This window comes from Pseudarthrobacter oxydans, assembly GCF_034258515.1.
In the GTDB taxonomy this organism is placed as follows: Bacteria; Actinomycetota; Actinomycetes; order Actinomycetales; family Micrococcaceae; genus Arthrobacter.
In genome coordinates this window covers 3,320,631-3,342,660 of sequence record NZ_CP139438.1, presented here as the reverse complement: position 1 = coordinate 3,342,660, position 22,030 = coordinate 3,320,631, and the positions used below count along the sequence as shown (strand labels likewise).

At 67.3% G+C, this 22,030-nt stretch carries 20 protein-coding genes and 1 pseudogene; 18 read left to right on the top strand and 3 right to left on the bottom strand.

What is annotated here, in order from left to right:
• Window positions 1–115: 115 nt before the first annotated feature.
• Entirely contained in the window at window positions 116–1,525 is a 1,410-nt protein-coding gene (locus tag SMD14_RS15260) for an isochorismate synthase MenF (protein WP_157241514.1), read from the bottom strand.
• An 89-nt stretch (window positions 1,526–1,614) separates the two neighbouring features.
• On the opposite strand from SMD14_RS15260, the gene SMD14_RS15255 reads away from it, so the two are divergent.
• The 6 genes and pseudogenes from SMD14_RS15255 (at window position 1,615) to SMD14_RS15230 (ending at window position 7,005) form a co-directional block, all read left to right on the top strand.
• The gene (locus tag SMD14_RS15255) at window positions 1,615–2,406 is read left to right on the top strand and encodes an alpha/beta fold hydrolase (RefSeq protein ID WP_321214167.1); all 792 of its coding nucleotides are present in this window, start codon (window positions 1,615–1,617) and stop codon (window positions 2,404–2,406) included.
• A 51-nt stretch (window positions 2,407–2,457) separates the two neighbouring features.
• The gene (locus SMD14_RS15250; RefSeq protein WP_321216283.1) at window positions 2,458–3,234 is read left to right on the top strand and encodes a demethylmenaquinone methyltransferase; all 777 of its coding nucleotides are present in this window, start codon (window positions 2,458–2,460) and stop codon (window positions 3,232–3,234) included.
• A 3-nt stretch (window positions 3,235–3,237) separates the two neighbouring features.
• Entirely contained in the window at window positions 3,238–4,578 is a 1,341-nt protein-coding gene (locus SMD14_RS15245) for a geranylgeranyl reductase family protein (RefSeq protein WP_321214166.1), read from the top strand.
• On the top strand, window positions 4,575–5,675 hold the full coding sequence (locus tag SMD14_RS15240; RefSeq protein WP_321214165.1) for a polyprenyl synthetase family protein: 1,101 nt from the start codon (window positions 4,575–4,577) through the stop codon (window positions 5,673–5,675). The genes SMD14_RS15245 and SMD14_RS15240 overlap by 4 nt, the downstream gene beginning before the upstream one ends.
• Window positions 5,676–6,138: 463 nt before the next feature.
• Window positions 6,139–6,228, top strand: a pseudogene (locus tag SMD14_RS15235) (hypothetical protein); the annotation flags it as partial.
• Window positions 6,229–6,543: 315 nt separating this feature from the next.
• Window positions 6,544–7,005: a DUF559 domain-containing protein gene (locus SMD14_RS15230; protein ID WP_321216282.1), complete on the top strand. Its 462-nt coding sequence runs from the start codon at window positions 6,544–6,546 to the stop codon at window positions 7,003–7,005.
• 122 nt (window positions 7,006–7,127) lie between these two features.
• On the opposite strand, the gene SMD14_RS15225 is transcribed toward SMD14_RS15230, so the two are convergent.
• Window positions 7,128–7,553: an SMI1/KNR4 family protein gene (locus SMD14_RS15225; protein WP_157241517.1), complete on the bottom strand. Its 426-nt coding sequence runs from the start codon at window positions 7,551–7,553 to the stop codon at window positions 7,128–7,130.
• A 13-nt stretch (window positions 7,554–7,566) separates the two neighbouring features.
• The gene (locus SMD14_RS15220) at window positions 7,567–8,235 is read right to left on the bottom strand and encodes a TRIC cation channel family protein (protein ID WP_321214164.1); all 669 of its coding nucleotides are present in this window, start codon (window positions 8,233–8,235) and stop codon (window positions 7,567–7,569) included.
• 60 nt (window positions 8,236–8,295) lie between these two features.
• On the opposite strand from SMD14_RS15220, the gene SMD14_RS15215 reads away from it, so the two are divergent.
• The 12 genes from SMD14_RS15215 (at window position 8,296) to SMD14_RS15160 (ending at window position 21,983) form a co-directional block, all read left to right on the top strand.
• Window positions 8,296–9,165 (top strand): CbiX/SirB N-terminal domain-containing protein, encoded by an 870-nt coding sequence (locus SMD14_RS15215; RefSeq protein ID WP_321214163.1) that lies wholly within the window; start codon window positions 8,296–8,298, stop codon window positions 9,163–9,165.
• Between the two features lie 54 nt (window positions 9,166–9,219).
• Entirely contained in the window at window positions 9,220–10,965 is a 1,746-nt protein-coding gene (locus SMD14_RS15210) for a nitrite/sulfite reductase (RefSeq protein ID WP_321214162.1), read from the top strand.
• A complete protein-coding gene (locus SMD14_RS15205) occupies window positions 10,965–11,693 on the top strand; it encodes a phosphoadenylyl-sulfate reductase (RefSeq protein ID WP_321214161.1) in 729 nt (242 codons plus the stop codon). Before SMD14_RS15210 ends, SMD14_RS15205 begins: the two co-directional genes overlap by 1 nt.
• The gene (gene cysD / locus SMD14_RS15200) at window positions 11,690–12,637 is read left to right on the top strand and encodes a sulfate adenylyltransferase subunit CysD (protein WP_157241522.1); all 948 of its coding nucleotides are present in this window, start codon (window positions 11,690–11,692) and stop codon (window positions 12,635–12,637) included. Before SMD14_RS15205 ends, cysD begins: the two co-directional genes overlap by 4 nt.
• Complete coding sequence (locus SMD14_RS15195; RefSeq protein WP_157241523.1) at window positions 12,638–14,053, top strand: sulfate adenylyltransferase subunit 1; 1,416 nt, start codon at window positions 12,638–12,640, stop codon at window positions 14,051–14,053.
• Between the two features lie 111 nt (window positions 14,054–14,164).
• Window positions 14,165–15,331 carry an RtcB family protein gene (locus SMD14_RS15190; protein ID WP_321214160.1) on the top strand — a complete coding sequence of 389 codons (1,167 nt, stop codon included), beginning with the start codon at window positions 14,165–14,167 and terminating at the stop codon, window positions 15,329–15,331.
• Window positions 15,332–15,461: 130 nt separating this feature from the next.
• The gene (locus tag SMD14_RS15185) at window positions 15,462–16,610 is read left to right on the top strand and encodes an ABC transporter substrate-binding protein (RefSeq protein WP_321216281.1); all 1,149 of its coding nucleotides are present in this window, start codon (window positions 15,462–15,464) and stop codon (window positions 16,608–16,610) included.
• Window positions 16,611–16,638: 28 nt separating this feature from the next.
• Window positions 16,639–17,364: an ABC transporter ATP-binding protein gene (locus tag SMD14_RS15180; RefSeq protein ID WP_157241525.1), complete on the top strand. Its 726-nt coding sequence runs from the start codon at window positions 16,639–16,641 to the stop codon at window positions 17,362–17,364.
• Window positions 17,354–18,301, top strand: a complete 948-nt coding sequence (locus SMD14_RS15175) for an ABC transporter permease (protein ID WP_157241526.1) — start codon at window positions 17,354–17,356, stop codon at window positions 18,299–18,301. The genes SMD14_RS15180 and SMD14_RS15175 overlap by 11 nt, the downstream gene beginning before the upstream one ends.
• A 218-nt stretch (window positions 18,302–18,519) precedes the next feature.
• Complete coding sequence (locus SMD14_RS15170; RefSeq protein WP_321214159.1) at window positions 18,520–18,969, top strand: SRPBCC family protein; 450 nt, start codon at window positions 18,520–18,522, stop codon at window positions 18,967–18,969.
• Between the two features lie 180 nt (window positions 18,970–19,149).
• Window positions 19,150–20,415: a uroporphyrinogen-III C-methyltransferase gene (cobA, locus tag SMD14_RS15165; protein ID WP_321214158.1), complete on the top strand. Its 1,266-nt coding sequence runs from the start codon at window positions 19,150–19,152 to the stop codon at window positions 20,413–20,415.
• Window positions 20,416–20,516: 101 nt separating this feature from the next.
• The gene (locus SMD14_RS15160; protein ID WP_321214157.1) at window positions 20,517–21,983 is read left to right on the top strand and encodes an FAD-dependent oxidoreductase; all 1,467 of its coding nucleotides are present in this window, start codon (window positions 20,517–20,519) and stop codon (window positions 21,981–21,983) included.
• The last annotated feature ends 47 nt before the right edge of the window (window positions 21,984–22,030 follow it).

The following is a 22,030-nucleotide window of genomic DNA, read 5'->3' as shown; positions in this document are numbered from 1 at the left end:
TGAGATGTGCATCACAGGAAACTTAGTTTCACTATTGGATAACTAAAGCACAGTGAAAATCAAGCGCGTCGGAGAAGAGCTTGTCTCCGATCCCGGACTTCCTGGGACTGAGGGGTCAGCTGCTGATGCCGAGCGATTCCAGCATCGGCCGGAATTTGGCCCACGTTTCGGCAAGCTCGGCCTCCGGCTGCGAGCCGTCGACTATGCCGCAGCCGGCATACAACCGCACCGAAGTGGGGGACTCGATGACGGCGCCGCGCAGGGCAATGCCCCATTCGCCGTTTCCGGCGGCGTCAAGCCAGCCCACCGGCCCGGCGTACGGTCCGCGGTCCAGGTGCTCCAGCTTGCGGATGAGCGCACCGGCCACCTCCGTGGGGGTCCCGCAGACGGCGGCGGTGGGGTGCAGGGCGTTGATCAGGGCAAGGCAGGTAGGCACATGGCCTTCGATCTCGGCGAGCTCGGCCTTTACATCGGACGCCAGGTGCCACACGTTGGGCAGTTCCAGGATGAACGGTTCGTCGTGCGCGTTCATGGCTTCCGAGAACGGTGCCAGCTGCGAGGTCAGCGATTGGATGGCGATCTCGTGTTCATGCCGCTGCTTTTCGGATCCTGCCAACACCCTGGTGGCGTAATCCATCGGAAGGCCGTCCTCGCCGTGCGCATCCCGTCGGTCCAGTGTTCCGGCCAGCACGCGGGCCTGGGCAGTGCGGCCCTCAACCTGGATCAGCATCTCCGGAGTCGCCCCCACCAGCCCGTCCACCCCGTATGTCCAGCACTCGCGGTACCGCGCGGCGAGCTCCCTCAGCACCGCCGACGCATGTACGCCCGACGGAATAGTGGCCACCACGTCGCGCGCAAGCACCAGCTTCTCCAGTGCGCCCGTCCGGATTTCGGCCACGCCCGCTTCGACCGCGGCCATCCAGGATTCCTCGCTCAGGGAGCCGGTGTGCAGGGTTGCCGCCGCGGCGAGCGGGAGGGGACGTACGACGGCGCCGCCCGCCTTGGCGCGGGCACCACCCATGGTGCCGTCCCCGGCCGGGTCCGCTGCCGCCGTCGTGCCTGCTGCAACGGGTGCGGCCGCAGCTGCTGCGGGACCGCCGGCAAGCCAGCGGTCCAGTGCGGCGAGGGCACCGTCCTCCGTGAGGAGACCGTCGTCGAACGTCAGCTGGGTGAGCCACACCTGCCCGTCGCGCACGCCCACCACGATTTCGGGCACGATCAGCCGCGATTCGTGCGCCGAGGTCTTGGAAAAGGCAAAGGATCCGAAAGCCACCGGTCCGGTGCCGGGAAGCTCCACGGTATCAATGACTTCGGCCTCGAGGACCAGGTGGCGCCACCAGATGTCTGCCTCAAGGAACCGCTCAGGGCCCGTTGCCGTGAAGCGCGCGATCTCGCCGAATCCTGCCAGTCCGGCCTCGCGGCGGGTCCAGCAGAGGACATCGTCCCGGACCAGAAACGCAGGAAGCCCCCCGGGGAATTCTTTTCCATCCAGGGGGACTGTCAAGGTGCGGAACGTGCTCGTCATGATGAGACAACACTACTCCCGAGCGTGCGGTGGCCCGGGAGGCCTGCTGGAGGTACCCGCGGCGGCGGGGGCGGGCGTACCCTTCAGTCATGGACTCCGAAGTCCGCCAGCTGTTCCTCAGCACCGGGATCCACGTGCCGTGCCTGATCCAGGGGGACGCGTCGGCGCGGCCCCTGCTGCTGCTCCATGCCTGGGGGGAATCGCGCCGGAGCTTTGACCGGCTGGCCCCGCTTCTGGAGGGATTCCGGATCCTCGCGCCTGACCTGCGCGGCCACGGAGACGCGGACAAGCCTGCCGACGGCTACTCACTGGAGGACCAGGCCCGGGACGTGGCGGCCATCCTCGATGCACTGGCTCTTGAATCGGCCGCCGTCCTGGGCTCCTCAAGCGGGGGCTACGTGGCCCAGCAGCTGGCCGTGATGCAGCCTGAACGTGTTGATGCCCTGCTCCTGGTGGGTTCGCCGCTGACCCTTCAAGGCCGGCCCGCGTTCGCCGACGAAGTGGACGCCCTGGCCGACCCGCTCGACGAGGACTGGGTGCGTCAGTCGCTGCTGTGGTTTCCCCTGGGCCAGGCCGTGCCCGGCTGGTACCTCGATGACCGGGTGGCAGATGGGCTTAAGATGCCCGCGCACGTGTGGAAGTCCGTGCTTGCGGGGCTCTGCCTGGCGGTACCGCCCACCGAAACCGGAACCATCCACGCGCCCACGCTGATCCTGTGGGGAGAGCAGGACGGGTTTCTGCCCCGCAGCCAGCAGGAACTCCTGGCAGCCCGCATACCCGGCTCCGTCCTGAAAACGTACGCCGGAACCGGCCACGTGGTCCTCTGGGAATGCCCGGAGCAGGTGGCAGCGGATACCAGGGCATTCCTCGCGAAGCTTTGACTCCATGCCGCCTTGGTCCGGACCTTCCCGAACATTTGAGACAATGGCATGGTGAACCGAGCATCCTTGGATAAGCGTCCGGACGAAGTAGCCACGATGTTTGACGACGTCGCACCGAAATACGACGTCGTCAACGATGTCCTGTCCCTGGGGCAGACCCGGCGCTGGCGCAAGGTTGTGGTGGAAGCCATGGACGTCAGCAAAGGCCAGCGCGTCCTTGACCTGGCAGCCGGTACCGGCACCTCCAGCGAGCCGTATGCCGATGCTGGAATAGACGTTGTGGCCTGCGACTTCTCCCTGGGAATGCTCAAGGTTGGAAAGCGCCGCCGGCCGGACATCAATTTTGTTGCCGGTGATGCCACCAACCTGCCTTTCGCCGACAACTCGTTCGACGCCGCCACGATCTCCTTCGGCCTCCGCAACGTCAACGAGCCGAAGAAGGCGCTGCAGGAGATGCTCCGCGTCACCAAACCGGGCGGCAAGCTGGTCATCGCGGAGTTCTCCCAGCCGGTGATCCCGCTCTGGCGCACCATGTATACCGAATACCTGATGCGCGCCCTGCCGGCCATCGCCACGAAGGTAGCCTCCAACCCGGACGCGTACGTCTACCTCGCTGAGTCCATCCGCGCCTGGCCGGACCAGGACCACCTGGCCGCCTGGCTGCAGGAATCCGGGTGGGAACAGGTCACCTACCGCAACCTTTCCGGCGGGATCGTGGCCGTCCACCGCGCGTTCAAGCCTGCGGGGCCGGCCCCGGACAATGCGGCTGCCGCCATCGCCGCGCACAAGGGCCCGGTGGCCAAGCTGCGCCGCAACATCGTCCGCTGACCTGTGAAGGTACTGATTGTCGGCGCGGGGCCGGCCGGCTCCACCGCCGCGTACTACCTTGCCAAGGCGGGCATCGACGTCACCGTTCTGGAGAAAACGAGCTTCCCGCGCGAGAAGGTCTGCGGCGACGGCCTCACCCCCCGCGCCGTCCGTGAAATCCAGAAGCTGGGCCTGCCCCACCCCGAGGGAGAAGGCTGGCGCCGGAACAAAGGCCTGCGCCTGATCGCCGGCGGGCGCACCATCGAACTGCCCTGGCCCGAGGTGTCCGACTTCCCGCAGTACGGCCTGATCCGCACCCGGCTGGGATTCGACGAGGAACTGGCCCGCCATGCCCAGGCCGCCGGTGCCACCATCCTTGAGCGGCACAGCGTCACCGAAGCACTGCGCAACGGCGGCGGCCGGGTCACCGGCGTCCGCGCAGCGCTCCTGGACGAGTCCGGACGCAAGGCGGGGGAGACGCGCGACTTCAGTGCCGACGTCGTCCTCGCCGCCGACGGCAACTCCACCCGCACCGCCGTCTCGCTCGGCATCCAGAAGCGGGACGACCGCCCGCTCGGCGTCGCCGTGCGCACCTACTTCACCTCGCCGCGCACGGACGACGACTGGATGGAAGGCTGGCTGGAGCTGCCCGGCCGCGACGGCAAACTGCTGCCCGGCTACGGCTGGGTGTTCGGCGTGGGCGACGGCACTTCCAACGTGGGCCTGGGCATCCTGAACTCCTCGAAGGAATTCGGCAAGCTCGACTACAAGCAGGTCCTGCGCGAATGGACCGCCGGCATGCCCGCCGAATGGGGCTTCACGCCGGAAAACCAGGTGGGCGAGATCCGCGGCGCAGCGCTGCCCATGGGCTTCAACCGCACCCCGCACTACTCGCCGGGGCTGCTCCTGCTGGGCGACGCCGGCGGCATGGTGTCCCCGTTCAACGGCGAGGGCATCTCCTACGCCATGGAATCCGCCCGCTTCGCCGCCGAGTTCCTGGTCGACGCCTCCTCCCGCTCGCTGGCAGCGGGAGGAACGTACGACGCCGACGCGCACCTTGCGCGGTACGCGGACTACGTGCGGGACCAGTGGGGCTCCCACTTCACCTTGGGCCGGGCCTTCGCCGCGCTGATCGGCAAGCCGGCCGTCATGAAGCTCGCGCTGCGCACCGGCATGCCCATCCCGGTTCTGATGCGCTTTGTGGTCAGGCTCCTGGCCAACCTCACGGACCCATCCGCGAGGGGCTTTGAGGACCGGGTGATCCGCGTCCTGGAGTCTCTGGTTCCGGCCACATCCAATACGAAGCCCGCCCCGGCAGACTCCAATCAGCGGTATCCGCTACAAAAAGTTAGGGTTAACCCGTGACCAACGCCGCAGACCACAGCTGGACGCACGCCGGGCACGGCCTGCCGGACTCCGAACCCAGCCTCAACACCACCGCCATCGCTACGGGTTTGCAGCTGCCTGCGGGCTTCGCCGCCATTGCCGGAGACGCCGAGCTGGGCCCGGCCATCACCAACAACCTGGCACGCGTGGAGAAAAAACTCCGTGAAGCGATCGCCAACTCTGATCCCCTGGCTGATGCCACGTCGCGGCACCTGGTGGAAGCCGGCGGCAAGCGCATCAGGCCCCTGCTGACACTGCTGTGCGCTCACCTCGGCGACGCTTCCCTTCCCGCCGTGGTGCAGGCCGCCGTCGTGGTGGAACTGACGCACCTGGCCACCCTGTACCACGACGACGTCATGGACTCTGCCCCGTTCCGCCGCGGCGCGCCCACGGCCCATGAGGTCTGGGGCAACTCGGTGGCGGTGCTCACCGGCGACCTGATCTTCGCCCGGGCCTCAATCCTGGTGTCCGAACTCGGTTCGCGGGCCCTCGGCATCCAGGCCCGCACATTCGAGCGGCTGTGCCTGGGCCAGCTGCACGAGACCGTGGGGCCGCGTCCGGATGAAGATCCGATCGAGCACTACCTTTCCGTGATTGCTGACAAGACCGGTTCGCTGGTGGCGGCGTCCGGCCAGCTCGGCGCCATCTTCGCCAACGCCGATCCCGCGTTCGAGCCCGTCCTGGTGGAATATGGCGAGAAGGTGGGTGTGGCCTTCCAGCTCGCGGACGACGTCATCGATGTCACCGGGATCAAGGTCAAGTCCGGCAAGTCCCCGGGCACCGACCTGCGCGAAGGTGTTCCCACCCTGCCGGTGCTGCTCCTGCGCAAGGCTGCCGCGGACGGTGACCAGTCCGCCGTCGGGCTTCTCCGGCTCATTGACGGGGACCTGTCCTCGGATGAGGCGCTTGCGGAGGCCGTCGCCGGGCTGCGCGAGCACCCCGTGACTGCGGAGTCCTGGGTTGTTGCCCGCCGGTGGGCCGATGAAGCCATCGCCGCCCTCGCGCCGCTGCCCGAAGGCGTGGTCAAGGACTCGCTGTCCAACTTCGCGCTTGCTGTGGTGGACCGCGCCAGCTAGCCCGTGCCTGCGTGGAAGCCCGGTTGCCGCAGACGGTGCCGGGCTTTTCCGTGTCATCGATTGCTGTGCAGATGGCGTTTTGGCGCCACATAACGGCAGGTATGGAGCAATCGATGGGTTAAACGGGATAGCCCCGGTTCTCCGCAACGATACGAGTCATACGTTGCTTTAAACCGAGGCTATCTCTCCGTTCGCATCAGACCCGCCGGAGGCGTTTAGCGGATCCGTGAATAGTCTATGACAGCTTTGTCACATTGCGCAAGTAGGTTGTTACCTCTTTTGTCACAGGCGTTTATGACGCTAGCGGAGGCCGATCTGGTGATCCCCGGAAGCGCGAGGGTCCTGCCCCTGCCACTGGCCAAAAGATACGCGTCCGGGACCACTTTCCTTGAGTGACGCTCAGTCTTCGTCCACATAGCTCCTGCCCTGCCTCGCGGATCGGGCCGCCTCGGGTGACGCTGTCGTGGTGGACATCAGCGACTATCTTCAGCGCCGCGGTGGCGTGGCCCGGACATCGCATCTGGAAAAGGCCGGATTTGGACGGGCAGCCGTCAGGGGTGCCGTGGCCAGTGGCCGGATCGTGAAGTCCAGCCGCGGCGTTTACGCCATTCCGGCAGCAAATCCCCTGCAGCAGGCCATGAATCGGGGAGGGCTTCTGACGTGTGTGTCTGCTGCACCCGTATACGGGTTGTGGACCTTGAAGAGTGACCCGGCCTTGCACATCTGCCGCAGTCATCCGGGGCGCACCCCGGGAGTGGTGGAGCATGGGCGGCCCAGACATCCGAGGCACGGCTGGCTTCCTGTGGTGGGCCTGGCAGACGTCCTGCTGCATAGCATGCGTTGCCTACCCGAGCTGGAGGCTCTGATAATGATCCAGTCTGCTGCCGGACGCGGCGACATCTCTCTCGAGTTCCTCTATGCCAGCTGTAGTGGCAAGCGCAATGGCAAGGCCAGGAAGCTTCTGGACCTGGTGATTCCCAGGGCGGACTCAGTGCTTGAAGTGCTTGCCAATACGCACTTTGCCAGAGCTGGGCTCAGAGTGCGGAGGCACGTGAATATTCCAGGGGTGGGGGAGGTGGACTTCCTTATCGAGGAGTGCCTTGTTGTGGAGACCGACGGCTCAACCCACTTTGAACCACGTTCGGTCAAGAAGGACCAGCGGCGGAACAACCGGAGCATCCTGGGCGGTTATCTGGTGCTCCGCTATTACTACGAGGACGTGGTCCATGCGCCGGAGGCGATGGTCGCAGAGGTCCTGTCTGTCCTCGAGTTGAGGCGCAGAGGTGTCTTTCCGGCGCGTCCTGCCGATGGCGGCGACGAAAATGCGTAACTTTTGGCCCTGCCACGGCTGCCCGGTCCCGGAAACTCAGGGATCTGCCAGGGTGCCGGCTCTATAAGTCACGCATTTCCGCCGGGCGCGTCCGTGTCAAGGTGCCCCGCTTTGGCCGGAACCTAGTCTTCGTCGTCCTCGAAGGCCCACTCGAACATGTCGAACACGAACTCCGAGAAGGTGCCTTCCTCGGACTTCCACTGGCCGCGGGCGTTGTTGCGGCGGTACACGATGGGGTCCGGGACGCTGAGGTCTCCCATGCGGAACCCCCAGGTGTATTCCTCTTCCTCGTCCTCGAGGAACATCAGGAAGCCTTCGTCGTCGACTTCCAGTTCGTCCGGATCCCAGAAGTAGTGGTACGCCTCCATCAGGTCCTCGCAGCCGCCAACGGCCAGGTAGAACTCGCGGAGCACCAGGGGAATCTGGAATTGGTGGTCGGCCAGGGCCTTGTCCAGCTCCTCCGGAGTCAGCCCGTCCTCTGCCTGCCATTCGTCCTCGAGATACTTTGGAACCAGCGCACGGAATTTCTCGAGGAACATGTCAGTCATGGTTCAATCCTAGCTAATCGCGGCCCCGCGATTCGCCGCTGTCGGCCTCGGCCCGGTGCCAGCCGTGGACGGCCAAGGGGATGCGCCAGGACCGCCGCCAGCTTGCCACCCGGAAGGCAAATACGACGGCGGCCACGGCGCATGCGGTGAGCGCATTGAAGGTTCCGGTCACCCAGAGCACTCCGGTCAGCGCGGCCCCGCAAAACGCGGGCACCGCGTACAGGTCCGCGGGGTTGAACAGCTGTGGCACCTCGTTGGCCGTGATGTCCCGGAGCAGCCCGCCGCCCACCGCCGTTGTGACCCCCAGCAGGACCGCTGCCGGAGGGTTCACGCCAAAGGACAGCGCCTTCAGTGTGCCGGTGATGCAGAAGAGGGCCAGCCCGCCGGCGTCGAACAGCACCAGCAGCGACGTGAAGCGCTGGAACGCGGGGAACAGGAAGTACACCAGGACCGTGGCCAGCACCGGCGGGACCAGATATGCGGGGTTGGTGAACGCGGCCGGGATGACGGCGAGGATGATGTCCCTGATCACGCCCCCGCCGAGGGACACCAGCGAGGCCAGCAGGAGCGAGCCCACGATGTCGAACTGCTTCCGGGCCGCCAGCAGCGATCCGGACACGGCGAAGAAGAAGATGCCGGCCAGGTCCAGCCATACCAGGGCGATGTCAAAAGGGAATGTCATGGAGCGTCCCGGCGGTTTAAAGAGGGCGGACAGGGCGGCTCCAACGTTACGCTAGCCCCTATGAACAGCCCCATCATGATCGCCTGCGCCCATGGGACGTCCAACACACAGGGAGCCGCGGAGGTCAACGCCCTGCGCGCCGCCATCGCCGCCCTCCGCCCGGGCCTCGATGTCCGGGAAGCCTATGTGGACGTCCAGCAGCCGGACCTGGTGGATGTGGTGGCCGGCCTGCCCGAGGGGGAGCCCGCCGTCGTGGTTCCGCTGCTGCTCAGCGTCGGCTACCACGTCAAGGTGGACATCGCGCGGGCCGTGAAGAGCCGGCCGGGCAGTGCTGCTGCCGCGCCGCTGGGGCCGGATCCGCGCCTGGCCGCGCTGCTGGACCAGCGGCTGCGGGAGGCCGGCGTCACGGACAACGACGTTATCGTGCTCGCCGCCGCGGGCTCCTCCAACCCCAACGCCGCGGTCAGTGTCGAAGACCTGCTTGGCCAGCTCCGGGAGCTGCGGTCCAACCGGATGGTGGCGGCCTATGGTGCCTCGGCCAAGCCGTCCGTGCCCGACGCCGTCGCGATGCTTCGCGAGGAACTGGAAGGCGGTGCCGGGGCGGGTGAGTCCGCGGGGGCTGTCGACGTCGGCGGGCGCGTGGTGATTGCCTCCTACCTCCTGGCGCCGGGCTTCTTCCACGACCAGCTCGCCAAGGCCGGGGCCGACCTTGTGACCGAACCCCTGCTGCCGTCCCCCGTGCTGGCCGAGATCGCGCTGGAACGGTACGACGCCGCCGTCGCAAAGGCCCGCGAAACCGCGGCCCAGGCGCCGGCCGCCGCCCCGGCCCCCGAGCCCCAGGAAGCCCCCGCAGAACCGGAACCCGAAACACAGGAGGGTGGCTTCTTCAAGGCTGTCCGGCGTTTCGTGACGAAATATTTCCCTAGGTGACTTAGCGTTTCCGGGCCTTTGTGACGCACTTCGGGCGGGACCTACAGTCGATGCATGACTGATACAGCTCTAGCCGGAGCGTCCGCGGACTCCGCTGCCGCCAAGCGCCCCGCGCGCACCAACCGCCCCGCCGCGAAGCCGCACGGGCAGTGGAAAGTGGACGGCAAAACGCCCCTGAACGCCAACGAAACCTGGAAACAGGAAGACGACGGCCTCAACGTGCGCGAGCGTATCGAGACCATCTATTCCAAAGAGGGCTTCGACGCCATCCCCGGCCAGGACCTGCACGGCCGGTTCCGCTGGTGGGGCCTGTACACCCAGCGCAAGCCCGGGATCGACGGCGGCAAGACCGCAACCCTTGAGCCGCACGAGCTCGAGGACAAGTACTTCATGCTCCGGGTTCGGATCGACGGCGGGGCGCTCACCACCGAGCAGCTGCGCGTCATCGGCCAGATTTCCGTGGACTTCGCCCGCGACTCTGCTGACCTCACGGACCGCCAGAACATCCAGCTGCACTGGATCCGCGTGGAGGACATCCCCGAGATCTGGACCCGGCTGGAAGGTGTTGGCCTGTCCACCACCGAGGCCTGCGGCGACGTTCCCCGCGTGATCCTGGGTTCGCCCGTGGCCGGCATCGCCAAGGACGAGATCATCGACCCCACGCCGCTGATCGCGGAGCTGGGGGAGCGGTTCATCGGCAACCCGCTGCTGTCCAACCTGCCGCGCAAGTACAAGACGGCCATCACCGGCCACCCCAGCCAGGACGTGGTCCACGAGATCAACGACTTCGCCCTGGTGGGTGTCCGCCACCCGGAACTTGGCATCGGCTACGACCTCTGGGCCGGCGGCGCGCTGTCCACCAACCCGATGCTCGGCAAGCGACTCGGTGCCTTCGTGACGCCGGAGCAGGCTGCCGACGTGTGGCTCGGCGTTACCAGCATCTTCCGCGACTACGGCTACCGGCGCATGCGCACCAAGGCCCGCCTGAAGTTCCTGATGGCCGACTGGGGTCCGGAGAAATTCCGCCAGATCCTCGAGGACGAATACCTCGGCTACAAGCTGGCCGACGGCCCCGCCGCGCCCAAGCCCACCACGCCCGGTGACCACGTCGGCGTGCATGAGCAGAAGGACGGCAAGTTCTTCATTGGTGCCACCCCGCTGGCCGGCCGCCTGTCCGGCGCCGCGCTGGTCAAGCTGGCGGACACCCTCGAGGCCCGCGGCTCCTACCGGCTGCGCACCACCCCGCACCAGAAGCTCGTGGTCCTGGACGTCGAGAAGGAACAGGTTGAGCCCCTGGTGGCTGAACTGGATGCGCTGGGCCTCTCCGCCCGCCCGTCCGTGTTCCGCCGCGGCACCATCGCCTGCACCGGCATCGAGTACTGCAAGCTGGCCATCGTGGAAACCAAGCACACGGCAGCAACCGCAGTTGCCGAGCTGGAACGCCGCCTGGCCGACCTCGCAGAATCCGGCGAGCTGCCGCACGCACTGTCCCTGCACATCAACGGCTGCCCCAACTCCTGCGCCCGCATCCAGACGGCGGACATCGGCCTCAAGGGCATGATGCTTCCCACGCCCGACGGCGACCCCTCCCCGGGTTTCCAGGTCCACCTGGGCGGCGGGCTGGCTTCCAGCGACCGCGAGGAAGCAGGCCTGGGCCGCACCGTCCGCGGCCTCAAGGTCTACGTGGACGATCTCCCCGACTACGTGGAGCGCGTAGTCCGCACCTTCGTAGCCCAGCGCGCCGAAGGCCAGACCTTCGCCGAATGGGCCCACGCAGCAGACGAGGAGGCACTGCAGTAATGGCAAAGCATCTCGCACCCGCACCTGCCAGGCGTCCTGTGGAAGAGCTCAAGGCCCTGGCCGAGGCCGGCGCGGCCGAGCTCGGCTGGGACGCCCCCGCCCGCGATGTTATCGCCTGGGTGGAACGCAACTTCGACCTGCCCGCCGTCGCCGTCGCCTGCTCCATGGCCGACGCCGTCCTGCCGGCCCTCGTCGCTGACCAGATGCCCGGCGTCGACGTCCTGTTCCTGGAGACCGGCTACCACTTCCCGGAAACCTATGCCACGCGCGACGAGGTGGCCGCTAACCTCCGCGTCAACGTGGTGGACGTGCTTCCGGAGAACACCGTGGAACAGCAGGACCGTCTCCTGGGCAAGGACCTCTTCGCCCGCGACGCCGCCCAGTGCTGCGCCCTCCGCAAGGTGGCCCCGCTGCAGCGCACCCTGGCCGGCTACGAACTCTGGTTCACCGGTGTCCGCCGCGACGAGGCGCCCACCCGCACCAACACTCCGCTGGTCGGCTGGGATGACAAGAACGGCCTGGTCAAGGTCAACCCGGTGGCCGCATGGACATTCGACCAGCTGGTCCAGTACTCGGACGACAACCTCCTGCCCGTCAACCCGCTGCTATCCCAGGGTTACCCCTCCATTGGCTGCCAGCCCTGCACCCGCAAGGTGGCGCCCGGCGACGACCCCCGCGCCGGCCGCTGGGCAGGTACCGACAAGACAGAATGCGGACTACACGTATGAGCACTTTCCTAACCGAGGAGACTACCCAGGTGACCGACTCCGCCGTCTCAACCCGACTGAGCAGCCTGGACACCCTCGAATCCGAGGCCATCCACATCATCCGCGAGGTTGTCGCCGAGTTCGAGAAGCCCGCGCTGCTGTTCTCCGGCGGCAAGGACTCCGTGGTGATGCTGCACCTGGCCACCAAGGCCTTCTGGCCGGGCAAGGTCCCCTTCCCCGTGCTGCACGTGGACACCGGCCACAACTTCCCGGAGGTCATCGACTTCCGGGACCGCACCGTTGAGCGCCTCGGCCTGAAGCTCGTAGTGGGCTCGGTGCAGGAGTTCATTGACCGCGGCGAGCTCGCCGAGCGTGCCGACGGCACCCGCAACCCGCTGCAGACCGTCCCCCTGCTGGACGCCATCCAGCAGAACAAGTTCGACGCCGTGTTCGGCGGCGGCCGCCGCGATGAGGACAAGGCCCGCGCCAAGGAGCGCATCCTGAGCCTCCGCGACGAGTTCGGCCAGTGGGACCCGCGCAACCAGCGGCCCGAGCTGTGGAACCTCTACAACGGCCGCCACACCGTGGGCCAGCATGTCCGAGCGTTCCCCATCAGCAACTGGACCGAGCTGGACATCTGGCGCTACATCGAGCGTGAGAACATCGAGCTGCCCGGCCTGTACTACGCCCACGAGCGCGAGGTCTTTGCCCGCGACGGCATGTGGCGCGCGGTGGGCGAGGTGTCCCAGCCGCTGCCGCACGAGGAAGTCATCACCAAGACCGTCCGCTACCGCACCGTGGGGGACATGTCCTGCACCGGGGCTGTCGAGTCCGACGCGTACACGGTGGCCGACGTTGTGGTTGAAGTCGCTGCCTCCACCCTGACCGAACGTGGCGCCACCCGTGCAGATGACCGCATCTCCGAGGCCGCCATGGAAGACCGCAAGAAGGACGGGTATTTCTAAATGAGCACCGACACAGTTTTGTCCGGCGCGGCCGGCGACCTCGAAGCTGCCCTGCCCACAACGCTCTTCCGCTTCGCCACCGCGGGATCGGTCGACGACGGCAAGTCCACTTTGGTGGGCCGCCTCCTTCACGATTCCAAGGCCATCCTGGCTGACACCCTCGACGCCGTTGCCCGCACCTCCGCGGACCGCGGCTTCGGCGGGGCTGCCGGCGGGATCGACCTGGCGCTGCTGACGGACGGCCTGCGTGCCGAGCGCGAGCAGGGCATCACCATCGACGTGGCCTACCGCTACTTCGCCACCGACCGCCGCAGCTTCATCCTGGCCGACTGCCCCGGGCACGTCCAGTACACCAAGAACACGGTGACCGGCGCGTCCACTGCGGATGCCGTCGTCGTCCTCATCGACGCCCGCAAGGGCGTGCTGGAGCAGACCCGCCGGCACCTGTCCGTGCTGCAGCTGCTGCGCGTGGCGCACGTGATCGTGGCCGTGAACAAGATCGACCTGGTGGACTTCAGCGAATCCGTGTTCCGCGGGATCGAAGCCGACGTGCAGCAGGTGGGCCGCGAACTGGGCCTGGGTTCCGATGGAATCACCGACCTGCTGGTCATCCCCGTGTCCGCCCTCGACGGCGACAACGTGGTGGACCGCTCCGAGCGGACCCCCTGGTACACCGGCCCCGCCCTGCTTGAGGTCCTTGAGACCCTGCCGGCCGCCGACGAACTGGAAAGCCACCTGGAAAGCTTCCGCTTCCCGGTGCAGCTGGTCATCCGGCCGCAGGGCGCCCTGGCACCGGACGCCGTTGCCGCCGGGCTGGACGTGGAGGACTACCGCGACTACCGCGCGTACGCCGGCCAGATCACCGAAGGCTCGGTCAAGGTGGGGGACAAGGTCTCGGTCCTGACCCCCGGCCAGGACCCGCGCACCACAACGGTGGTGGGCATCGACTTCGCCGGCGCCTCGCTGGAGGAAGCCGCCGCCCCGCAGTCCGTGGCCATCCGCCTGGCCGAGGAATTCGACGTCGCACGCGGCGACACCATCGCTGCAGCCGGCACCGTCCGCGAGGCCTCCGCAGACCTGTACGCGTCACTGTGCTGGCTGTCCCCGAAGCCCTTGCGCGAGGGCCAGAAGGTGCTGGTCAAGCACGGCACCCGCACTGTCCAGGCGCTGGTCCGCAACGTTGGAGGCAAGCTGGACCTGGCCTCCTTCAAGCTGGAACCGGCATCCACCCTGGAACTGAACGATATCGGCAACGCGCAGCTCCGGCTCGCCGCGCCGCTGCCGCTGGAGAACTACCTGCACCACCGCCGCACCGGCGCATTCCTGGTGATCGACCCGCTGGACGGCAACACCCTCGCCGCCGGCCTGGTCAAGGACCACCCGGGCGACCACGAGGACGAGCGCTACAGCATCTAGGGACTCCCTTTCGAAGCCGCGGCTTGTTCGCAGATCCGGACCTTCAAGGTCCTGATTCGCGAACAAGCCGCGGTTTTGTCGTCTCGTATGGTTGTTAGGAGGAGGCGGAGCATGGAGACCATCAACCCGAAGCTTCTGAACTGGGCTTCGATCCTGGATGACAAGACCCGCGAGCAGGCCGTGATGACCTCACAGCTGCCCTTCATCTATCCCCACCTGGCACTGATGCCGGACGCGCACCTGGGCCTGGGCGCCACCGTCGGCTCCGTCATCCCCACGCTCGGCGCCATCATCCCGGCGGCGGTGGGGGTGGACATCGGCTGCGGCATGATCGCGGTCCGGACCCAGCACGCGCTTAAGGACCTTCCCAAGAACCGCAAGACGCTGCGCGAGGACATTGAACGCGCCATCCCGCTTTCGGCCGGTCACAACAACCGGACAGTGCTCCCCACGGCGGAACCCCGGATCGCGGAGCTGAAGAGGCTGGCCGCGAAAGCCGGCTTCAATCCGGACCAGTATGTCGAAAAATGGGAACTGCAGTTGGGCTCCCTGGGCTCGGGCAACCACTTCATCGAGGTCTGCGCAGACGAATCCGACGCGGTCTGGCTCTTCCTGCACTCCGGCTCGCGCGGCGTCGGCAACAAGATCGCCCAGCACCACATCGGCGTCGCGCAGCGCGTCAGCCGCAAAAACCAGATCTACCTGCCACACCCGGACCTCGCCTACCTCGAGGAGGGCACGCCCGAGTTCGAGAGGTACATTGCGGAGCTGCGCTGGGCCCAGCATTTCGCGCTGCTGAACCGCGAGGAGATGATGGACCGCGTTACCACCCGGTTCGGCCACTGGGTGCGCGGCCGGGTGCGCGAGCTGGAACGGATCAACTGCCACCACAACTTCACCCAGCAGGAGACGCACTACGGCAAGTCGGTGTGGGTGTCCCGCAAGGGCGCCATCAAAGCCGGGCCCGGCGATCCTGGACTCATTCCCGGGTCCATGGGGACGGCGTCGTACGTAGTGGAAGGCCGCGGCAACCCCGCGTCGCTGAACTCCTCGCCCCACGGGGCCGGCCGTGAGTACTCCCGCAACGCCGCCCGCAAGGCGTTCTCCCTGGAGGAGCTGAAGAAGGCCATGCGGGGGATTGAGTTCCGGGCGTCGGAGGCTTTCATCGACGAGATTCCCGCAGCCTACAAGCCCATTGACAAGGTGATGCACGACGCCGCGGACCTGGTGTCGGTGCGGCACAAGCTGCGGCAGCTGGTCAATGTGAAGGGAAACTGAATCGCGGAAGTCCGGCGGCAGGGCGGCCGAATGTGACGCTAGATGAACGTGCGTGACCCCCCGTTTAGGCTTCATTGAACGGGAATATGACTCTCCCTATGGTGAAACAATGACTAGTTCCAAGCCCGGGATGATCCGCATCGTGGCAGGCGAAAGCGCAGCACCCAAGCGCAAGCGTGCCGTCGAGGCCGCCCTTGCCATCGGACTGGTCCTGCTGATCGCCGTCGGGGCCGTGGTGGCGTCCACCGTTTCGCGGAACACGGAGGCGCAGGCCGCTGAGCCCACGCCCGCCGCCGAGCTGAAGCTCGGGTACTTCGGCAATGTCACCCATGCCCCGGCACTGGTTGGCATCAAGGAGGGGTTCCTCGCCGAAGCCCTGGGCAGCACGTCGCTCAGCACCGAAACCTTCAACGCCGGGCCGGCAGCCATCGAGGCCCTGAACGCCGGCGCTATTGATGCCGCCTACATCGGCCCGAACCCGGCCATCAACTCGTACGTCAAGAGCCGGGGCGAGTCCGTCAGGATCATTGCCGGTGCTGCCGCGGGCGGCGCCCAACTCGTGGTCAAGCCGGAGATCAACTCGGCCGCCGACCTCAGGGGCAAGACCCTCGCCTCCCCGCAGTTGGGCGGCACGCAGGACGTTGCCCTCCGCGCCTGGCTTGCCGGCCAGGGCTACAAGACCAACGTGGACGGCAGCGGCGACGTCGCCATCAACCCCACGGAAAACGCGCAAACGCTGAAGCTGTTCCAGGACGGAAAGCTCGACGGCGCGTGGTTGCCTGAGCCGTGGGCGTCACGCCTGGTGCTCCAGGCCGGAGCCAAGGTGCTGGTGGACGAAAAGGACCTCTGGGACGGCAGCGGCACCGGGAAGCCGGGCGAGTTTCCCACAACGGTGCTGATCGTGAACCAGAAGTTCGCCGCGGACCATCCGGACACCGTCAAGGCACTGCTGGCCGGCCATGCGAAGTCGGTGGCCTGGCTGAACGAGGCCCCCGCCGCGGAAAAAGCTTCCGTCATCAACTCGGCACTGCAGGAATCCGCGGGCGCGGCCCTTGCCGACGACGTCCTGGCCCGGTCCCTGGCCAACATCACCTACACGCTGGACCCGCTGGCCGGAAGCTACCCGCGGCTGCTGCGCGACGGCGTCGCGGCCGGCACCACCAAGCAGGCCGAGATCAACGGGCTCTTCGACCTCCGCCCTCTGAATGACGTGGCCGGCGAAGGCCCCGCCGGCCAACGCAGCAGCAAGATTTCAGCAGCCGGCCTCGGCCAGGACTGATCCAACCCACCAACTTAAGGACGGCACCATGCCAGTCGTACTGGAACACCTGGGCAAGCGCTTCGGCGACGGCGCCCCGGTACTGGACGACGTCAACGCCACCATCGGGAAGGGCGAGTTCGTTGCCCTCCTCGGTGCCTCCGGCTGCGGCAAATCCACCCTGCTGAACATCATCGCGGGACTGGAGCCGCCGTCGTCGGGCGCCCTGGAGGTGCCCAGCGACGGTGCCGCCTTCATGTTCCAGGACGCCGCGCTGTTCCCGTGGCTGACCGCCCGGGAAAACATCGAGCTGGCCCTGAAACTCCGCGGCGTTGGCAAGGCGGAGCGCAAGGCCAAGGCCCAGGAACTCCTTGAGCTGGTGCACCTGGGTTCGGCCGGGGACAAGCGCCCGCACGAGCTCTCCGGCGGCATGCGCCAGCGCGTGTCACTGGCGCGCTCGCTCGCCCAGGACCGGCAGCTGCTCCTGATGGACGAGCCCTTCGCCGCCCTCGACGCCATCACCCGCGACCTGCTGCACGATGAACTGGAGCGGATCTGGAAGGAAACCGGGCGGACCATCGTCTTCGTGACCCACAACGTCCGCGAGGCCGTCCGGCTGGGCCAGCGCGTGCTGCTGCTGTCCTCGCGGCCGGGCCGGGTGGTCCAGGAGTGGGACGTCACCGAGGAACACCGAACCGACGCCGGGCTCGCCGGCCAGCTGACCGGGGTCATCACTGCCCGGCTCCGGGAGGAGATCCGCCGCCATGCCAAGTAACCCAACGCCCCTGGCCGAAGCTTCCGCCGAACCGGCCGAGCCCCGCCACATCCACGCCGCGCTGACCCGGTCCTCCACCGGGCGCGAGGACCTGCGCGAACTCGAGTCCGGGCTGGACTCCCTGCAGTCCGACGCCGACCGGAAGCGCCGGGTGGACTGGAGCCGCATCCTGCTGCCCATCGCCGCCCTGGTGGTGCTGGTGCTGATCTGGCAGTTTTACGTCTCGCTTGGGTTCAAGCGCCGCGATCAGGTCCCAGGCCCGATGGACGTGCTGGGCCAGATGGGAGTCCTCTGGAGCGAGGGCAAAGTGCAGGAATCCGTATGGACGTCACTGCAGCGAGGGCTGGTGGGCTTCGTCATTTCGGTCGCCATCGCCACACCGGTGGGACTGCTGCTGGCCCAGGTCGCGCCGCTGCGCCGGGCCTTTGGTCCGCTGATTTCCGGCCTCCAGGTGCTGCCGTCGGTTGCCTGGGTCCCGGCGGCCATCATCTGGTTCGGCCTCACCGACGCCACCGTGTATTTCGTGGTGTTCATGGGCGCCATCCCGTCCATCATCAACGGCCTGATTTCCGGTGTGGACCAGATCCCGCCGCAGTACCGGCGCGTGGGCACCGTCCTGGGCGCGTCCCGGCTGGAGATGGCGCTGCAGATCATCCTCCCCGCCGCGCTGCCCGGCTACCTGGGCGGCCTGAAGCAGGGCTGGGCCTTCTCCTGGCGGTCTCTCATGGCGGCGGAAATCATCGCCGTGGGCGGCACCATCGGCTTCGGCCTGGGCTCCCTGCTGGATCAGGGAAGGCAGCTGTCCGACATGGCCGTGGTGATGTCGGCGATCCTGCTGATCCTCGCCGTCGGCATCCTGATAGAGCTGTTGGTCTTCGGGCCCATCGAGAAGCGGCTCCTCCGCAGCCGCGGCCTCCTGGCCGGCAGCACCCGCTAAGCACCCCCGCCTTCCGCACCCCGCAAAGCCCGACGGCGACCTCCCGCCGTCGGGCTTTGCCGTGTCCGCCGACCCAAATGCGTAACTTCTGACCGCCCGGGGCTGCTCCCGCCGCGCGGTATCGCGGGCACCGTCCTGCATCAGGCCCAAAAGTTACGCATTTTCGGCCGGACCCGGGAGGTGCCGACGCCAAAGGACCTGGATGGCAGACTGGCCCCATGACCGCCAATTTTGCGTGCCACACCGAGAGTTCCCTTCCACCGGAGAGGCTGTTCGACCTGGCCCGCAGCGTCGACGCCCACGTGGAATCCCAGAAAGGCTCGGGGGAGCGGGCGGTGGCCGGCGTGACGTCCGGGCTGATCGGTGAGGGCCAGGAAGTCTCCTGGCGGGCACGGCATTTCGGGCTTTCGCTCACGATGACCAGCCGCGTCACCCAGATGGACTACCCGCGGAGCTTCACGGACGAGCAAATCCGCGGCCCGTTCCGGTCCTTCCGCCACGTCCATGAATTCGAGGCCACCCCCGGCGGCTGCATCATGACAGACCGGGTGGAGTTCACGGCGCCGTTCGGGCTCCTTGGCCGTGCAGCCGAAAAGCTGGTCCTGCGGCCCTACCTGCACCGGCTCATCCGGGACCGCGGCCGGTTCCTCGCCGGCATCAGCAACTGAACCGGGCACATTGGCGCGGACGCGCCGGGGACAAGGGCGCAGACGGCCCTGGGCCCCGCCGATGTGCCCCATGAAGGCGACCGACGACGGCCTGGCAGCTTTGTGACGAAGCGTTACCTTGCGTGAACTGGTGTTGCTCGGCCTTTGTGGGCGATTGTGACGCGGCCCTACCGTTGATTCATGGCAATTCAGGATATTTACCCCACCGCGCTGCGCCTCCTCGGCCGCCCGGTGCTGGTGGTGGGCGGGGGCCCCGTTGCTGCCCGCCGCGCCAAGGGGTTGCTTGACGCCGGTGCAGTGGTCACCGTCGTGGCTCCCGTTGCCTCCGCCGCGCTCCAGGACATGGCCGACGCCGGCCTCCTCACCTGGGAGCAACGCACCTACCTTCCGTCCGACGTCGACGGCGCCTGGTTCGTCCAGACCGCCACCGGCGATACCGCCGTGGACGCCCAGGTCTCGAACGACGCCGAGGCGCAGCGCGTCTGGTGCGTCAACGCCTCCGACCATGAGGCCTCCGCCGCCTGGACCCCGGCAGTCGCCGAGGTGGACGACGTCAAGATCGCAGTGAACGCCGGGGGAGACCCTCGCCGTGCCATGGCAGTGCGCGACGCCGTTGCTACCGCCCTCGAAACGGGTGACCTTCCGTTGCGCCGCCGCCGGGCCCACCGCGGTTCCGTTGCGCTGGTGGGTGGCGGCCCCGGCGATACCGGGCTCATCACCGTCCGCGGCCGCCGCCTCCTGGGCCAGGCCGACGTCGTGGTGGCCGACCGCCTGGGCCCCCGCGAACTCCTGAACGAACTTGCACCCGATGTCCGCGTGATCGAGGTTGGCAAGACGCCCGGCCACCACCCCGTGCCGCAGGCGGAGATCAACCGGATCCTCGTCGAGGAAGCCCTCAAAGGCCACCGGGTGGTCCGGCTCAAGGGCGGCGATCCGTACGTCCTGGGCCGCGGCGGGGAAGAGGCCGAATACTGCCGGCAGCACGGCGTCGAGGTTGAAGTGGTTTCCGGCGTCACGTCGGCGATCTCCGTTCCCGCCGCAGCCGGAATCCCGGTGACGCACCGCGGACTGGCGAAGGGCTTCAGCGTGGTGACCGGCCACGAGGAACTCTCTGAAATCCCCGCCCGCCCCGACCACACCATCGTCCTGCTGATGGGTGTGGGCCAGCTGCGCGAATCCGCGTCCGCCCTCGGCAAAGCCGGACTGCCTGACGGGACGCCAGTTGGTATCGTGGAAAACGGCTATTTGCCGGACCAGCGCGTGACGATCGGCACCCTTGGTTCCATTGCGGACCAGGCGGAAGCCGCCGGCGTCGCAAATCCCGCCGTTATTGTCATCGGTGACGTGGTGCGCGTGAGCCCTTTCGCGCCGTCGCACTTCAAAACCGCTGACTACAGCACCACCACCCCGAACAGCCCCCGCAAGCCCCGAGTCCTCACAACCTAGTAGCCCCCACCCAACTAAGTAGCGCCAAGTGTCGTTTTCAACCCTCATAACGACACTTACCGCTACCTAGTTGGGACGGACCGAAGAAAAGGAACACAGCCGTGTCATCAAGCACCACCGTAGGTTCTGCCGAACGTCCGCTGCGCGTCGCCGTCGTGGGCTCCGGCCCGGCCGGCGTCTACGCCGCGGACATCCTCACAAAGAGCGAGGCCGTCAAGAGCGGCGAGCTGACCGTGAGCATCGACCTCTTTGACCGCTACCCGGCACCCTACGGCTTGATCCGCTACGGCGTTGCCCCGGACCACCCCCGCATCAAGGGCATCGTCAACGCCCTGCACAAGGTCCTGGACCGCGGCGACATCCGCTTCTTCGGCAACGTGGACTACGGCACCGACCTCACCATCGAGGACCTCCGCACCCACTACGACGCCGTCATCTTCGCCACCGGCGCCATCAAGGACGCGGACCTGAACATCCCCGGCATCGAGCTCGAAGGCTCCTTCGGCGGCGCAGACTTCGTCTCCTGGTACGACGGCCACCCGGACGTGCCGCGCGAATGGCCGCTCGAGGCCAAGGAAATCGCCGTGATCGGCAACGGCAACGTGGCACTGGACGTGGCCCGCGTCCTGTCCAAGCACGCCGACGACCTGCTGGTCTCTGAAATCCCGGACAACGTCTACGCCGGCCTGAAGGCTTCCCCGGTCACGGACGTGCACGTCTTCGGCCGCCGCGGCCCCGCCCAGGTGAAGTTCACCCCGCTGGAGCTGCGCGAGCTGTCCCACTCCAAGGACGTGGACATCATCCTGTACCCGGAGGACTTCGAGTTCGACGAGGAATCGGACCGCCAGATCCAGACGAACAATCAGACCAAGACCATGGTGGGCACGCTCACCAACTGGATCGCCGAGCAGCCCGAGGACCTCTCCGAGCTCAAGGCCTCCCGCCGCCTGCACCTGCACTTCCTGCACAGCCCGGTGGAGATCTATGACGACGCCGAGACCCCGGGAAAGGTGGCCGGCATGCGGTTCGAGCGCACCGAGCTGGACGGCACGGGCAACGCACGCGGCACCGGCGAGTTCGTGGAGTACCCGGTCCAGGCCGTGTACCGCGCCATCGGCTACTTCGGCTCCGCCCTGCCGGAGATCGAGTTCGACCACACCAAGGGCGTCATCCCGAACGACGGCGGCCGCGTCCTGGACGCCTCGGGCACCCACGTGCCGGGCATCTACGCCACCGGCTGGATCAAGCGCGGACCGGTGGGCCTGATCGGCCACACCAAGGGCGACGCCCTCGAGACCGTCACCTACCTGCTGGAGGACCGCGAAAACCTCCCGGTGGCCAGTGTTCCCGCAGAGGACGCCGTCGTGGAACTCCTTGACGCCCGGGGCGTGAAGTTCACCAGCTGGGAAGGCTGGCTGGCGCTGGACGCGCACGAGCTCGCCCTTGGCGCGGCCGCCACGGAGGCCGGCGGCTCCCACGGTGTCGAGGTCAAGCGTGAGCGCATCAAGGTGGTGCCGCGCGAGGACATGGTGGACATCTCCCGCGACGGCGTGGCCGCGCAGGTCTAGTTCGCAGGAACAACGCGGGGTCACTTTCCGCCCGATAATCCGAAGTT